The organism is Bacillus sp. UNC438CL73TsuS30 (assembly GCF_000482325.1).
Classification (GTDB): Bacteria; Bacillota; Bacilli; order Bacillales; family Cytobacillaceae; genus Neobacillus.
Map to the genome: position 1 here is coordinate 199653 of NZ_AXVA01000005.1, position 15590 is coordinate 215242.

Annotated in this window: 14 protein-coding genes and 1 tRNA gene; all 15 read left to right on the top strand. The window is 40.2% G+C overall.

The features are described 5' to 3' along the window. Nucleotides 1–615: 615 nt before the first annotated feature. The 15 genes from M028_RS0101110 to yihA all read left to right on the top strand — a co-directional run bounded on the left by M028_RS0101110 (nucleotide 616) and on the right by yihA (nucleotide 15557). Nucleotides 616–1080: an acyl-CoA thioesterase gene (locus M028_RS0101110; RefSeq protein ID WP_026572263.1), complete on the top strand. Its 465-nt coding sequence runs from the start codon at nucleotides 616–618 to the stop codon at nucleotides 1078–1080. 128 nt (nucleotides 1081–1208) lie between these two features. Continuing rightward, the gene (gene gerE, locus M028_RS0101115; protein ID WP_026572264.1) at nucleotides 1209–1433 is read left to right on the top strand and encodes a spore germination transcription factor GerE; all 225 of its coding nucleotides are present in this window, start codon (nucleotides 1209–1211) and stop codon (nucleotides 1431–1433) included. Nucleotides 1434–1676: 243 nt separating this feature from the next. Continuing rightward, nucleotides 1677–2126, top strand: a complete 450-nt coding sequence (locus M028_RS0101125; RefSeq protein ID WP_026572265.1) for a MarR family winged helix-turn-helix transcriptional regulator — start codon at nucleotides 1677–1679, stop codon at nucleotides 2124–2126. Nucleotides 2127–2142: 16 nt separating this feature from the next. Next, nucleotides 2143–2937: a glutamate racemase gene (gene racE, locus M028_RS0101130; protein WP_026572266.1), complete on the top strand. Its 795-nt coding sequence runs from the start codon at nucleotides 2143–2145 to the stop codon at nucleotides 2935–2937. A 134-nt stretch (nucleotides 2938–3071) separates the two neighbouring features. Beyond that, nucleotides 3072–4130 carry a GerMN domain-containing protein gene (locus M028_RS0101135; RefSeq protein WP_026572267.1) on the top strand — a complete coding sequence of 353 codons (1059 nt, stop codon included), beginning with the start codon at nucleotides 3072–3074 and terminating at the stop codon, nucleotides 4128–4130. A gap of 173 nt (nucleotides 4131–4303) precedes the next feature. Continuing rightward, complete coding sequence (rph, locus tag M028_RS0101140) at nucleotides 4304–5059, top strand: ribonuclease PH (RefSeq protein WP_026572268.1); 756 nt, start codon at nucleotides 4304–4306, stop codon at nucleotides 5057–5059. Continuing rightward, nucleotides 5056–5667 carry an XTP/dITP diphosphatase gene (locus tag M028_RS0101145; RefSeq protein WP_026572269.1) on the top strand — a complete coding sequence of 204 codons (612 nt, stop codon included), beginning with the start codon at nucleotides 5056–5058 and terminating at the stop codon, nucleotides 5665–5667. The genes rph and M028_RS0101145 overlap by 4 nt, the downstream gene beginning before the upstream one ends. Continuing rightward, entirely contained in the window at nucleotides 5664–6182 is a 519-nt protein-coding gene (locus tag M028_RS0101150; RefSeq protein WP_026572270.1) for a metallophosphoesterase family protein, read from the top strand. The genes M028_RS0101145 and M028_RS0101150 overlap by 4 nt, the downstream gene beginning before the upstream one ends. Before the next feature lie 106 nt (nucleotides 6183–6288). Next, nucleotides 6289–6365, top strand: a tRNA-Arg gene (locus M028_RS0101155). 105 nt (nucleotides 6366–6470) lie between these two features. Beyond that, complete coding sequence (locus M028_RS0101160) at nucleotides 6471–7502, top strand: tetratricopeptide repeat protein (RefSeq protein ID WP_026572271.1); 1032 nt, start codon at nucleotides 6471–6473, stop codon at nucleotides 7500–7502. A gap of 165 nt (nucleotides 7503–7667) precedes the next feature. Beyond that, nucleotides 7668–8945: a trigger factor gene (gene tig / locus M028_RS0101165; protein WP_026572272.1), complete on the top strand. Its 1278-nt coding sequence runs from the start codon at nucleotides 7668–7670 to the stop codon at nucleotides 8943–8945. 410 nt (nucleotides 8946–9355) lie between these two features. Beyond that, the gene (clpX, locus tag M028_RS0101170; protein ID WP_026572273.1) at nucleotides 9356–10612 is read left to right on the top strand and encodes an ATP-dependent protease ATP-binding subunit ClpX; all 1257 of its coding nucleotides are present in this window, start codon (nucleotides 9356–9358) and stop codon (nucleotides 10610–10612) included. A 173-nt stretch (nucleotides 10613–10785) separates the two neighbouring features. Further along, on the top strand, nucleotides 10786–12453 hold the full coding sequence (lonB, locus tag M028_RS0101175; RefSeq protein WP_026572274.1) for an ATP-dependent protease LonB: 1668 nt from the start codon (nucleotides 10786–10788) through the stop codon (nucleotides 12451–12453). A gap of 195 nt (nucleotides 12454–12648) precedes the next feature. Then, complete coding sequence (lon, locus tag M028_RS0101185) at nucleotides 12649–14976, top strand: endopeptidase La (protein WP_026572275.1); 2328 nt, start codon at nucleotides 12649–12651, stop codon at nucleotides 14974–14976. After that, on the top strand, nucleotides 14973–15557 hold the full coding sequence (yihA, locus tag M028_RS0101190) for a ribosome biogenesis GTP-binding protein YihA/YsxC (RefSeq protein ID WP_026572276.1): 585 nt from the start codon (nucleotides 14973–14975) through the stop codon (nucleotides 15555–15557). The genes lon and yihA overlap by 4 nt, the downstream gene beginning before the upstream one ends. The last annotated feature ends 33 nt before the right edge of the window (nucleotides 15558–15590 follow it).

Consider the following 15590-nt stretch of genomic DNA (forward strand, 5'->3'; position numbering starts at 1 on the left):
GCGCATTCGGACAGCTATGACTGACCCCAAGGGAAATCGAGTCCGAATCAAGGGTACATTCGGACAGCTATGACTGAAGCCAAGGGAAATCGAGTCCGAATCAAGAGCGCATTCGGACAGCTATGACTGACCCCAAGGGAAATCGAGTCCGAATCAAGGGAGCATTCGGACAGCTATGACTGAATCCAAGGGCAATCATGTCCGAATCAGGGGCGCATTCGGACAGCTTTAACTGAACCCAAGGGAAATCGAGTCCGAATCAAGGGTACATTCGGACAGCTATGACTGAAGCCAAGGGCAATCGAGTCCGAATCAAGGGCGCATTCGGACAGCTATGACTGACCCCAAGGGCAATCGAGTCCGAATCAAGGGAGCATTCGGACAGCTATGACTGAAGCCAAGGGCAATCATGTCCGAATCAAGGGTACATTCGGACAGCTTCGATGAATCCAAAGGCAATCGCGTCCGAATCAGAAGTCTGGGAGAAATGTTAACCATTAATTCTGTACGAAAAACAACAATCTTTGCGAAAACAGCCAAATTTGAATTATAATTAAGACTAAAGGGGAATGAATGACTATTCATCTTGCGTGGAAAAGGAGCGTGACAAATAAGATGGTGAAAGCAATTTATATAGATGATTTTCATAAGTGGCAGCATGAATTTGAATATTTTCTCCCAATCAGGGTTAGGTTTTCTGAAACGGATATGTTTGGACATTTAAATAATACAGTTCCATTCGTTTATTTTGAGGAAGCCCGGACTGAATATTTGAAATCCATTGGTTTTATGGATGAGTGGGTAAAGCCTGAAAGTGAGACATTTCCAGTTGTTGCTGATCTCCAATGTGATTTTTTACAGCAAATTTTTTTCGGTGAAAATTTAAAAGTATATGTAAAAGCCGCTTCAGTCGGAAATTCCTCTGTCGATCTTCATTATATGGGCAAAAAAGAAGATGGTTCTGTTGGATTTGTAGGAAGAGGAACGCTTGTTCAAATCTCAAAAAAGGCTGGGAAAGGCGTTCCTTGGACAGAGAAAATGAGAAATCTGCTTGTACGGCATATCGATGTTAATATATAACGAAACAAAATCATTTTTCAGATAGTATTTATAGTCACTACATTTGTAGAGTTCACATAAGATATGGTGACTAAATATATACCCACCCCACGGTTCATAACTGGCGAAGGCAAGGAGGGTCACAATACTTGAAGGAGAATGATTATACTCACAAGCCATTACTCACCAAACGCGAAAGAGAAGTATTCGAACTGTTAGTACAAGACAAAACAACGAAGGAAATCGCTGGTGAATTATTTATAAGCGAAAAAACGGTTAGAAATCATATTTCCAATGCCATGCAAAAGCTTGGTGTTAAGGGGCGTTCACAAGCCGTTGTAGAGCTCCTTCGAATGGGAGAGCTAGAACTTTAATCATGACCGGCATCCTTTTTTGGGAGGCCGGTTCATATTTTTATAAAGTTATTTTCATAGTGGATGCGGGTGTAAAACGCCGTATTCGTTTTTTTTTGAAAAAAAGAACGCTTCATGTTTCTGCTTGAAATTTAAGCGAAAAAAGTAGAAAATAAATACAAGCTTAACTCATCTTTTGAGAAAACAACTCGTTAAGCGGCGCTTTAAGTTGAGGGGAAAGCATATTATAGGAGTGTATAATACATGAAACTCGAAAATTCACAAAAAGTGAACGGGGAAATAGTGGCGAATATTGAAAAAGATTTACGGTACATATCCGGGATTATTAAACAAAAAGGAAGAGAAATGTTAAGTAATTATAAAATTACTCCTCCCCAGTTTGTTGCCCTGCAGTGGCTTTTTGAAGATGGCGATATGACAATTGGGGAATTATCTAATAAAATGTTTCTTGCCTGTAGTACCACTACAGATTTAGTCGATCGCATGGAGAAAAATCAACTCCTTGTCCGGGTTAAAGATCCGAATGATCGCCGAGTAGTGAGAATTCATCTGCTCGAGGAAGGCGAACGAATTATCAATGAGGTTATCAAGAAGCGTCAAGTATATTTAGAGGAAATCTTAAAAAACTTTACCACAGATGAGATTCTTCTGGTCCAAAACAATTTAAGTAAACTGCATCAGGAAATGCGTTAAGAATGAGGCGAGAAGCTTGAAACAACCAATAGGTGTAATTGATTCCGGCGTTGGAGGGTTAACGGTTGCAAAGGAAATAATGCGACAGCTGCCAAATGAAAAAATCATTTATTTGGGAGATACGGCACGTTGTCCTTATGGGCCAAGACCAACAAAGGAAGTTAGAAAATTCACTTGGGAATTAACAACCTTTTTATTAGAAAAACAGATTAAAATGCTGGTCATCGCTTGCAATACGGCAACAGCTGTTGCTTTGGATGAAATTCGGAGGGAATTAAAAATTCCAGTGATCGGAGTCATTTATCCAGGAGCGCGGGCCGCGATAAAGCGAACAAAAAACTATCGGGTTGGTATTATAGGCACCCAGGTTACCGTAGAAAGTGGCGCTTATGAAAAGGCATTAAAATCGTTAAACAGCAGGCTGTTTGTGAAAGCCCATGCCTGTCCAAAATTTGTTCCGCTGGTTGAAAGCGGCGAATATGACGGGGCGATTGCGGAAAAAATTGTTACGCAATCCTTGCAGCCGATGTTAAATTTAAATTTAGATACATTAATTTTAGGATGCACGCATTATCCGTTGCTTGGACCGCTTATTAAAAAAGTAATGGGTCCGGAGGTTAACGTGATTAGTTCCGGTGATGAAACTGCGAGAGAAATCAGTGCCATCCTTCAATACAACGGCCAGCTCGAAGAATCTGAGGACGAGCCGGAGCACGAGTTTATTACTACCGGATCAAGAGGAATCTTTTCCAAGATCGCCTCGGAATGGCTGGACATGCCGGTTGACAATGTACAAAAAATTAAATTATAAATGGGAGCTCCTCTGGGGGCTCATTTGTTTTTAAAAAGTTTTTTAGAGAATGTCCAAATTTTTTTTTCAAGACGGTCTAAATTTCCGGAAGGCTCGTATACATGGTAGTACAAACTGTCTTGGGAGGGAATTGTATGTCTAAAAATAAAAATAAAGCAGTCATCCTTGTGTCGGCTATGTTTGCTTCGAGCGTTCTATTATCAGGCTGTGGCTTATTTAATACTGAAACGGAAAAGAAAATCGACCCGCCGAAATCCGTCTCCATGGACACTGGAAAAACGGTAAGCAAAGAAACAGTGGCTAAAACCGAAAATGCAAAAAACACCATCAAAACAGAACTATACCTCATCGATAAAAATGGCTATGTAGTGCCGCAGACAATAGCACTGCCGAAAAAAAGTTCTACCGCAACACAAGCTCTCGAATACTTAGTAGATAACGGACCCGTTGAAGATATGCTGCCAAACGGATTTAGAGCAGTCATCCCGGCAGAAACTTCATTGTCTGTTAACATTAAGGATGGCGTAGCCCATGTTGATTTTTCAAAGGAATTTAAAAACTATCAACCTGAAGACGAGTTGAAAATTCTTCAATCCATTACCTGGACATTAACCCAATTTGACTCCGTTAAGTCCGTACAGTTATCCATGACCGGGCATCCATTAACCGAAATGCCGGTAAACGGTACACCAATCAGTGATCACTTAACGAGATCCATCGGAATCAATATTGATACAACGGATGTTGTAGACATTACCAATACAAAACCGGTAACCGTATACTATATTGGCGGTGAAAAAGAAGGCTCGTACTACTATGTACCGGTAACACGACGGGTTAGCAATAATGTAACCGATAATATCACTGCTGCTGTAAATGAATTAATTGAAGGGCCAAGTCAGAAGTCAAACCTTCTTTCAGAGTTTATGTCTGACGCAAAACTTCTTGAAGCGCCAAAAGTGGAAAATGGACAGGTGACATTGAACTTTAATGAGAATATTTATGGAAGCTTCGAAGAAAAGGAGATTTCGCAGGCCGTGTTAAACACTCTTGTATTATCATTAACAGAACAGCCGGGAATTGAAAAAGTTGCAATCGAAGTGAAAGGGAAAGCAGGGCTCAAAAATGAACAGGGTAAAAAAATATCTGAGCCTGTAACTCGTCCGGAAAAAGTAAATACAGGTAGTTTTTAAAAAAAGTTTTTTGTTATACTATATAATGACCATGAAAGAGGTTGGCTTCCCGCCGCCTCTTCTTTATTTGTCTGGCTCTTTAGCGTCCTTAAAAAGACGATTATGCTTTTCTATTTGCCAGATAGGCCGGCTTATACCAACAAGGCGAGCTTGATCATGAAGGAGGAAGGTTAGTGCGTGTTGATGGACGTGAACCATTGCAGTTAAGACCCATACATATTGAAACAAACTATTTAATGCATCCGGAAGGCTCGGTGCTCATTTCTGTTGGGGACACAAAAGTAATTTGCACCGCTACAATTGAAGACCGGGTGCCGCACTTTATGAGGGGAGAAGGCAAAGGCTGGATTACAGCGGAATATTCGATGCTCCCAAGAGCGACGGCATCAAGGAATATCCGAGAATCTTCTAAAGGGAAAGTGTCCGGGCGTACCATGGAAATTCAGCGGCTGATTGGCCGTGCCTTAAGGGCTATTGTAGATTTAAAGTCTTTAGGGGAAAAAACAGTTTGGATTGATTGTGATGTCATTCAGGCTGACGGAGGAACCCGTACGGCTTCCATTACCGGAGCATTTGTCGCGATGACGCTTGCTTTAAATGAATTAGCCGAAAAAAGAGCGATAAAATTCCCCATCACTGATTTCCTGGCAGCGACCAGTGTCGGAATTTTAGAAGAGAACACAACCATCCTAGATTTAAATTACCCGGAGGACTCCGGTGCTTTGGTTGACATGAATGTTGTCATGACCGGAAGCGGAGAATTTGTTGAACTGCAGGGAACAGGTGAGGAAGCTACTTTCTCTTACAACCAGCTTCAAGAATTACTTCATGCAGCACAAGCCGGATTGAGTGAGCTTTTTGAGCATCAAAAAATTGCTCTTGGTGCAGACATAACCGAAAAAATTGAAGAAAGAAGAAAGAATAAATGAGAGAAGTTATTATTGCTACTAAAAACCCCGGAAAAGCGAGAGAATTTGAGAGTATTTTTGCCAAAAGGGGAATCGAAGTCAAAACACTATTAGATTTTCCAGAGATACCTGATGTAGAGGAAACAGGAACTACTTTTGAGGCAAATGCCATCCTTAAAGCAGAAGCGATCTCTAAGGCCTTGAATAAAATGGTCATTGGAGACGACTCCGGTTTAATTGTGGATGTATTAGAAGGCAGACCTGGTATCTATTCAGCCCGATATGCCGGAGAACATAAAAATGATCAGGACAATATTGATAAGGTTCTTTTTGAGCTAAAGGATGTCCCTGAGGAAGAGCGGAAGGCAAGATTTTATTGTGCACTGGCTGTGGCTGTGCCAAATCAAGAAACGATGACGGTTTCGGGAACTTGTGAAGGCCGGATTTTAACAGAAAGAAAAGGGACGCACGGCTTTGGTTACGATCCGATTTTTTATGTTCCGAATTTGGGACTTGCAATGGCTGAGCTCCCTTCAGAGGAAAAAAATAAAATCAGCCACCGCGCAAACGCCTTAAAGAAGCTTGATACGGTGCTGGATTCAATTTTAGAAAGAGCAAATCAATCATGAGCAAAATTTTGATTGTCAGTGATAGTCACGGAATGACAAAAGAGCTTGAAATTCTGCGGGACAGACATATGAAAGATGTCGATTTAATGATTCATTGTGGAGATTCGCAGTTAATGCCAGATGACCAAGCGATTTCAGGGTTTGTCACCGTATTAGGGAATTGTGATTTCGGTGGTTATCCTTTAGAAGTGATCGAAGAGGTAACTGGCCGGAAAATTTTCGTTACGCACGGGCATAAGTATTCGGTTAAGTCATCTTTGATGAATTTAAAGTATAAGGCGCAAGAGGTAAACGCCGATATTGTTTGTTTCGGGCATTCCCATATATTAGGGGCGGAGGTCATTGGTGGAACCTTGTTTTTGAACCCCGGAAGCCTTCGGCTGCCTCGGGAGCGCTTTGAAAAAACGTACGTTATTCTAGACCTAGCAGATGAAAAAATAAAGATGACTGTTTTTGAATTGAACGGTCGTGAATTAGTCGATTTAGGCTATGAATTTACCTTGCCGACAAGATAATGGGGAGTGTATCTCCCTATTTCTTGTTTTTAAAAAACAGCAAATTTATTATTGACTTTTATTTTTTAGGACTATATAATAAATCTTGTCTTTGATAAATGACTACGTCCCAGTAGCTCAGCAGGATAGAGCATACGCCTTCTAAGCGTACGGTCGGGAGTTCGAATCTCTCCTGGGACGCCATCTACATACCAAATGAACTTTACTCACCCAGAAAAAGGTGAGTTTTTTTGTTTTTTACCTAATTCATGCTACACTAATTTTCATCAACCATAAGGGCGGAATTTTATGAAAAAACGGGAACGAGTTAAAAGAAAAGAGAATGTAATCTTCTTTCCCGGGCTAGAACAGCGATTAACGGAAAAGGGCTTAGAAAGCTTGCAATTAAAAAAGTTTGAAGAAGCCATCGAGCTTTTAGAAGGCGCGAAAGAACTTGATCCGGAAAATGGCGATGTCCTAATGGGCTTAGTCTTAGCCTATTTTGAAGCCGGTGCTTACCGCAAAGCAAAAAAACTTGCAAACGAACTTTTACTTAAAGGAATCGGCGATTATTATCAGATGGTCGATTTATATTTGACCATTCTAATCCAGCTGCACGAATATCAAGAAATTGTTTCAACGATTGAAGTCTTATTGGATGAAAAAGAAATACCACCCGAAAAACAGGATCATTTTCTAACCATCCTGCAATTTAGCAAAAGGATGGCGGAACAGAATCAAGCAGATGTGGAAAATGACAATTCGGATGAAACTGGTCTAATGAACAAAAGCCTGAACCTTTTTTCCTTACAAAATACAACCGAACAAATGCTGCTTCTATCCAAACTGGCGGAGAGGAACATTAGACCTTATATAGAGGAAATTAAAGCCTATCTAATCGCAGAAACAGGACAGTCCTTTTTTAAAACAACCCTGCTAACTCTACTAAAAGAGCAGGAATATGACAAGGAAATCGAGGTCCAAAAGTTTCATCAGATCATCAAGATTATCCCGACAAAATTGCCTGAAGTTCATGCCCAGCCCAGGATGGAAAAAATCATAGAACATTTAGAAGATTATCTGGAAAATAGTAACCCGGTTTTATTGTCGGATATAACAGGTATGGTAGAACGAATCTTTTTTATCAGCTATCCTTTCGAGCTGGAGCCGAAGAATGCTAAAGCATGGGCAGCAGCCTTTCATGTTCTAGCAGAGGAATACATGGGAAACGATGCAGAAATAATTGATAGAGCGGAAGAATACGGTGTTCCCAGTGAAGAAATCAATCTAGCAATCGTTAAAATACGAGAAATAGAAGAAATTTCTTACCCTAATTTTTAGGCAGTGTGTTGAAAGAAATCAATCCTATGATATAATGTAGGGGTCGCATTCTGAAGAAATTCGATATTTTACAACAAAAAGTGGATAATGACTTGATAGAACAAGACATATTCATACAATTCGTTACGAATGAAATGAGAATAGATGTTGGAGGGAAAAAACGGTATGACAGCTAAGTGGGAAAAGTTAGAAGGAAACCGCGGTGTTCTTACAGTTGAAGTAAGTGCTGAGGAAGTAAGCAAAGGATTAGACGCAGCTTTCCAAAAAGTTGTAAAACAAGTAAATGTTCCAGGATTCCGTAAAGGAAAAATGCCTCGTGGCATGTTTGAAAAGCGTTTTGGTGTTGAATCACTATATCAAGATGCTTTGGATTTCATTCTTCCAGAAGCATATGGAAATGCAATCGATGAAACAGGCATCGAGCCAGTTGATCGTCCTGATATTGATATTGAGCAAATGGAAAAAGGCAAAGAGCTTATCTTCAAAGCTACTGTTACTGTAAAGCCTGAAGTGAAATTAGGCGAGTACAAAGGCTTAGAAGTAGAAGAACTTGATACAAATGTTACAGATGAAGACGTACAAAAAGAATTAGAAACACTTCAAAATCGTCAAGCTGAGCTTGTTGTAAAAGAAGAAGGTAAAGCTGAAAACGGCGATACTGTTATCCTCGACTTTGAAGGTTTCGTTGATGGCGAAGCATTTGAAGGCGGAAAAGCAGAAAACCACTCACTTGAGTTAGGTTCTGGCTCTTTCATTCCTGGCTTTGAAGAGCAGCTTGTTGGAGTTGCTGCCGGCGAATCAAAAGACGTAGAAGTATCTTTCCCTGAAGAATATCATGCTGCAGAGCTTGCAGGTAAGCCAGCAGTTTTCAAAGTAACTGTTCATGAAATTAAAGGAAAAGAACTTCCAACACTCGATGATGAGTTTGCAAAAGATGTAGATGAAGAAGTTGAAACATTGGATGCATTAAAAGAAAAAATCAAAACTCGTTTAGAAGACAGCAAAAAGCATGAAGCAGAGCATCACCTACGTGATACTGTAGTGGAAAAAGCAGCTGAAAATGCTGAAGTAGAAATCCCAGCTGTTATGATCGATAGCGAAGTAAACCGTATGCTTCAAGAGTTCGAACAACGCTTGCAAATGCAAGGTATGAACCTTGAGCTTTACTTCCAATTCTCAGGTCAAGATGAAAATGCCCTTCGCGAGCAAATGAAAGAAGAAGCAGCTAAGCGTGTACGTGTAAACTTAACGCTTGAAGCAATTGCGAAGGCAGAAAATCTTGAGGCAACTGATGAAGACGTTAATGCTGAACTTGAAAAAATGGCTGGCATGTATAACATGACAGTTGACAACATTAAAGCAGCACTTGGCGGAGTTGAAGGAATTAAAGCAGATCTTCAGCTTAAAAAAGCAGTTGACTTTCTTATTGAAAACAAAAAATAATTAATTTTTAGCAAGGCACGATTCCATCGTGCCTTGTTTTATACATTTTATCGATTACATATTATAATAGGGGTAGGGAAACCTTTTTATTAAACCTCATGAAAAGCCTTATACATTTTTGCAGATGGGCAGGAAAAATGGAATTACATATCGAATTAAATTAAACCAAACGGATTTAAGGTTGATTTTTTAAAATTTTGGTTATGCTTAATGGGTACATAAGTTTCTGTTATGATGGCGAATCCCAGTAAATTTAACAGTAGCAAACATAAGGCTTTTTATTTCCAGTCCATCGGCAACATGTGTTACAATGCAATACATACCACTAAAAATAGAAGAAAAAGATTCGAATTTATTTGGGATTCGCAGCTTTAAAATTGTGTGACAACAAGTATCAAGGGGTGAAAAGATTGTTTAAATTTAATGATGAAAAAGGGCAATTAAAATGTTCTTTCTGTGGTAAAACACAGGATCAAGTTCGAAAGCTGGTTGCGGGTCCAGGAGTTTATATATGTGATGAGTGTATCGAGCTTTGCACAGAGATTGTTGAGGAAGAACTTGGAACAGAAGAAGAGGTAGAATTTAAAGATGTTCCAAAGCCAAAGGAAATTTGTGAAATTCTTGATGAATATGTCATCGGCCAGGATCAGGCAAAGAAATCATTATCGGTAGCCGTTTATAATCACTATAAGCGGATTAATTCCAATAGTAAGATTGATGATGTTGAGCTTGCGAAGAGTAATATTTGTATGATTGGACCAACTGGTAGTGGGAAAACGTTATTGGCACAAACATTAGCCCGCATCCTTAACGTACCATTTGCGATTGCTGATGCAACTTCATTAACCGAGGCTGGATATGTTGGCGAAGATGTTGAAAATATTTTGCTTAAATTAATCCAAGCTGCTGATTATGATGTAGAAAAGGCAGAAAAGGGCATCATTTATATTGATGAAATTGATAAAATTGCCCGTAAATCGGAAAATCCATCGATTACAAGAGATGTCTCCGGTGAAGGCGTTCAACAGGCATTATTAAAAATTCTTGAAGGTACGGTTGCAAGTGTTCCTCCACAAGGCGGCAGAAAACATCCGCATCAAGAATTTATCCAAATTGATACAACGAATATTCTATTTATTTGCGGTGGTGCATTTGATGGCATCGAACCAATCATTAAACGCCGTTTAGGGCAAAAAGTCATTGGATTCGGCTCAGATGTTAAGACTCAAGAAATTGGACAAAAAGAGCTTCTTTCAAAAGTATTGCCTGAGGACTTGCTTCGCTTTGGCTTAATTCCGGAATTTATCGGACGTTTGCCTGTTATTGCAAGCCTTGAGCAATTAGATGAAGGTGCTTTAATTGAAATCTTAACGAAGCCGAAGAATGCTTTGGTGAAGCAATATCAAAAAATGCTTGAGATTGATGATGTAAATCTTGAATTCGAAGAAGGCGCTCTAGTGGAAATCGCGAAAAAAGCGATTGAACGAAAAACAGGTGCCCGCGGGTTACGTTCTATTATTGAAGGAATCATGCTTGATGTGATGTTTGATCTTCCATCAAGAGATGATATCACGAAGTGTATCATCACGCAGGAAACGGTTTTAGATAACAGTGAACCGAAGCTGATTCTAGAGGATGGAACTGTAGCCAACGAAAAATCTGCATAATGAAAAAGTGTTAAAGTACCTAATTACAGGCACTTTAGCTAAACAATCAAAGAACCCGGCGTTGTGCCAGGTTCTTTTTTTTCTTACCAAACCGCACAATTTGTGGTTTATTACACCCAATCGCAGGAAATACTGAAAATATCTATCAGAATTAATCTGCAGGAGGGGATAGTATGAGTTGGACGGGGATTGCCTTATTTATACAGCTCTTTTTTGGAATCATCATTGGACTATATTTTTGGAATTTGCTTCGAAATCAGCGAACACAAAAAGTATCCATCGATAGAGAATCAAGAAAGGAAATGGAGCAGCTTCGTAAAATGAGATCCATTTCTTTAACCGAACCATTATCAGAAAAAGTACGTCCTACTAGCTTTAAAGATATTGTTGGGCAGGAGGATGGAATTAAATCATTAAAGGCGGCATTATGCGGTCCCAATCCACAGCATGTCATCATTTACGGACCGCCTGGTGTGGGGAAAACAGCTGCAGCCCGCCTAGTTCTTGAGGAAGCGAAAAAAAATAGCAAATCACCATTCAAACCGGCATCTGTTTTTATTGAACTTGATGCGACAACCGCCCGTTTTGATGAACGGGGAATTGCCGACCCATTAATCGGTTCTGTTCATGACCCAATCTATCAAGGGGCTGGGGCTATGGGACAAGCTGGAATTCCACAGCCAAAGCAAGGCGCTGTAACAAATGCACATGGCGGTGTATTATTTATTGATGAAATAGGTGAATTGCATCCTATCCAAATGAATAAATTGTTAAAGGTGTTAGAGGATCGGAAGGTTTTCCTAGAAAGTGCCTATTATCATGAGGAAAATAATCAAATCCCAACACACATCCATGATATTTTTAAAAATGGACTCCCAGCCGATTTCCGGTTAATTGGGGCAACAACAAGAACACCGAATGAAATTCCCCCGGCGATTCGTTCGCGCTGTATGGAAGTGTTCTTCCGTGAATTAAGCGAGGAGGAAATTAGTTTAGTTGCAAGAAAAGCAGCAGATAAAGTGAATCTATCCATAAGTGAAAACGGTGTGGAAACACTTTCAAACTATGCAAGAAACGGACGGGAAGCAGTTAATTTAGTGCAAATTGCAGCCGGCCTCGCCATTCAAGAGGAACGAGACTTTTTAAAAGACGAAGATATTGAATGGGTGATTCATTCCAGTCAAATGTCACCGCGCATGGAAAGAAAAATTAATGATGATTCCCAAGTTGGTCTTGTGAATGGGCTTGCTGTTTATGGCCCGAATTCCGGTGCGCTTCTAGAAATTGAAGTAACGGTCATTCCGGCAAAGGAAAAGGGTTCGATTAATATTACTGGTATTGTGGAAGAGGAAAGTATTGGCGGTCAAGGCAAATCGATTCGCCGCAAAAGTATGGCACGCGGTTCGATTGAAAATGTGATTACCGTATTACGTTCGATGGGAGTTCCTGCTGATGACTTCGATATCCATGTGAATTTTCCAGGTGGAGTTCCAATTGACGGACCGTCAGCGGGAATTGCGATGGCAACCGGAATTTATTCGGCCATTTATAAAATCCCAATCGATAACAAGGTAGCCATGACTGGGGAAATTAGCATTCATGGAAACGTCAAACCCATTGGCGGTGTTTATCCAAAGGTAAAAGCAGCGAAAAAGGCCGGTGCAGAAACGGTTATTATCCCGGAAGAAAATATGCAGTCAATTTTAAATGAAATTGAGGGCATCAATATCGTTCCAGTCACTCATTTACATGAAGTATTTGAGATTGCCTTGGTCAATGAGTTAGCTCTGAACAAAGTCATTCCGGCATCCATCGAACTTTCAAAGAAAGAATCTATTTGAAAAATAAACTTCGGTTTGTAAACCAAAACAAACCGAAGTTTTTTATTGGCATGGAAGAAAACAAGGGGATTGGGGAAAATAGAATTATTGTAGTTATTAGCTTATATTAGACACTTTTTTTTAAATAGGATAGAATTGTACAAAGATGAATTCTAATTCACTAATGGAAATATTGATTTTTGGAGGTGCAGTAATTTGGCGAAAAACAATGAAATAATCGTCCCCCTCCTGCCGCTTCGGGGGCTGCTTGTTTATCCGACAATGGTCCTTCATTTAGATGTAGGACGGGAAAGATCGGTTCAAGCCCTAGAAAAAGCGATGGTAGATGACCACTTAATTTTTTTAACAACCCAAAAAGATGTGTCGATAGATGAGCCTTTGGAAGAAGACATATATAAGCTTGGGACTTTGACAAAGGTAAAGCAAATGCTGAAGCTCCCAAATGGGACCATCCGCGTCTTGGTGGAAGGGTTAAGCAGGGCTGAAATCGTATCATTCCATGACGAAGAAGATTATTATTCTGTTGTCATTCAAACATACGATGACCCGGATACAAAAGATGTGGAAGATCAAGCCCTGATGAGAACGATGCTTGATTATTTCGAGCAATACATAAAACTATCGAAAAAAATCTCTGCTGAAACCTTTGCATCCGTTACCGATATTGAAGAACCCGGAAGAATGGCAGATATCATTGCCTCCCATTTACCGATTAAACTAAAGGATAAGCAGACGATTCTTGAAACGATTGACGTGAAAGAACGGATGAGCCTCGTCATCGATACCATCCATAATGAAAAAGAAGTCCTTAATCTTGAAAAGAAAATCGGCCAGCGAGTAAAGCGCTCAATGGAAAGAACGCAAAAGGAATATTATTTGCGTGAACAGATGAAGGCGATTCAAAAAGAATTAGGTGATAAGGAAGGCAAAACCGGAGAGGTTGCTGATCTTACTGAAAAGATTGAAAACGCCGGAATGCCGGACCATGTAAAACAAACCGCATTGAAAGAATTGGATCGTTACGAAAAAGTTCCATCCAGCTCTGCTGAAAGTGCTGTAATCCGCAATTATATTGAATGGTTAATTTCGATTCCATGGTCAAAGAAAACGGACGATGATATTGATATTAATCGTGCGGAGCGAATTTTAAATGAAGATCATTATGGTCTTGAAAAGGTGAAAGAGCGAGTACTTGAATATTTAGCGGTTCAAAAGCTGACCAATTCCTTGAAAGGACCCATTCTTTGTTTAGCTGGACCTCCAGGGGTTGGGAAAACAAGTCTGGCAAAATCGATTGCGACTTCACTAAATCGTAATTTTGTCCGAATTTCTCTTGGCGGTGTTCGTGATGAATCGGAAATTCGCGGCCACAGAAGAACCTATGTCGGTGCAATGCCGGGAAGAATTATTCAAGGAATGAAAAAGGCAGGCACGATTAACCCAGTCTTTTTACTCGATGAGATCGATAAGATGTCCAGTGATTTCCGCGGCGATCCTTCGGCAGCCATGCTTGAAGTCCTTGATCCGGAACAAAATCATAATTTTAGCGATCATTATATTGAAGAGACGTATGATTTATCAAAGGTCATGTTTATTGCCACGGCCAATAATTTGTCTACCATTCCGGGGCCGTTGTTAGACAGAATGGAAATTATTACGATTGCGGGCTATACCGAAATTGAAAAAGTTCATATTACAAGAGATCACTTGTTACCAAAACAAATTAAAGAAAATGGACTTTCAAAGGGAATTCTTCAGGTTCGTGATGATGCAATTTTAAAGGTTGTCCGATATTATACACGTGAAGCAGGGGTTCGGAGTCTTGAACGGCAAATGGCGACCCTTTGCCGAAAAACGGCTAAAATCGTTGTTTCCGGTGAGAAAAAACGAGTTATTATTACCGAAAAAAACATCGAGGAATTTTTAGGCAAGCCAAGATTCCGTTATGGCCAGGCGGAAGCTGAAGATCAGGTGGGGGTTGCAACCGGATTAGCGTACACAACTGTTGGCGGGGATACGCTGCAAATTGAAGTTTCATTGGCACCAGGGAAAGGCAAGTTAGTCTTAACAGGTAAACTTGGTGATGTTATGAAGGAGTCGGCCCAGGCGGCATTCAGTTATGTTCGTTCGAAGGCGAAGGAACTTGGCATCGAGGAAGATTTCCATGAAAAACATGATATCCATATTCATGTTCCGGAAGGTGCCGTTCCGAAAGACGGGCCATCTGCAGGGATCACCATTGCCACGGCGCTTGTCTCAGCATTATCCGGCAGACCAATCCGCCGCGAAGTCGGAATGACAGGAGAAATCACGTTAAGAGGACGTGTTCTTCCAATTGGCGGATTAAAAGAGAAAACTTTAAGTGCTCATAGAGCCGGATTAACAAAGGTCATTCTCCCGAAGGATAATGAAAAGGATATAGAGGATATACCAGAAAGTATTCGAAATGAAATTGAGTTTGTGCTTGTATCGCATGTAGATGAGGTATTAAAACATGCTCTGCTTGAAGGAGTCATAAAATGAAAGTAACAAGTGCAGATATTGTTATCAGTGCTGTAAGGCCAGAGCAATATCCTGAAACAGATATACCGGAATTCGCCTTAGCAGGGCGATCCAATGTAGGAAAATCATCGTTTATTAATCGAATGTTAGGTCGAAAAGCTTTAGCAAGGATTTCTTCCAAGCCAGGAAAAACACAAACCTTAAACTTTTTTATCATAAATGAAGTGCTCCATTTTGTTGATGTTCCTGGTTATGGCTATGCTAAGGTTTCAAAAACGGAGCGTGCTGCCTGGGGGAAAATGATTGAAACATACTTAACAACCCGGGAACAGCTAAATGCCGTTGTCTTAATTGTTGACTTAAGACATCCGCCGACACAGGACGATATCATGATGTATGATTTTTTAAAGCATTACGAAATCCCCTGTATCATTATCGCCACGAAGGCGGATAAAATCCCAAAAGGGAAATGGCAAAAGCATTTAAAGGTAACCCGTGAAACCTTGGATCTAGACCCGAATGACCATATTGTTCTTTTTTCATCAGAAACTGGTTTAGGGAAAGATCAGGTCTGGTCGCTGCTGCAAAGCTATATGAAATAAGAAAAGCGAAAGCGCCTCGTTCAGCCCCGACAA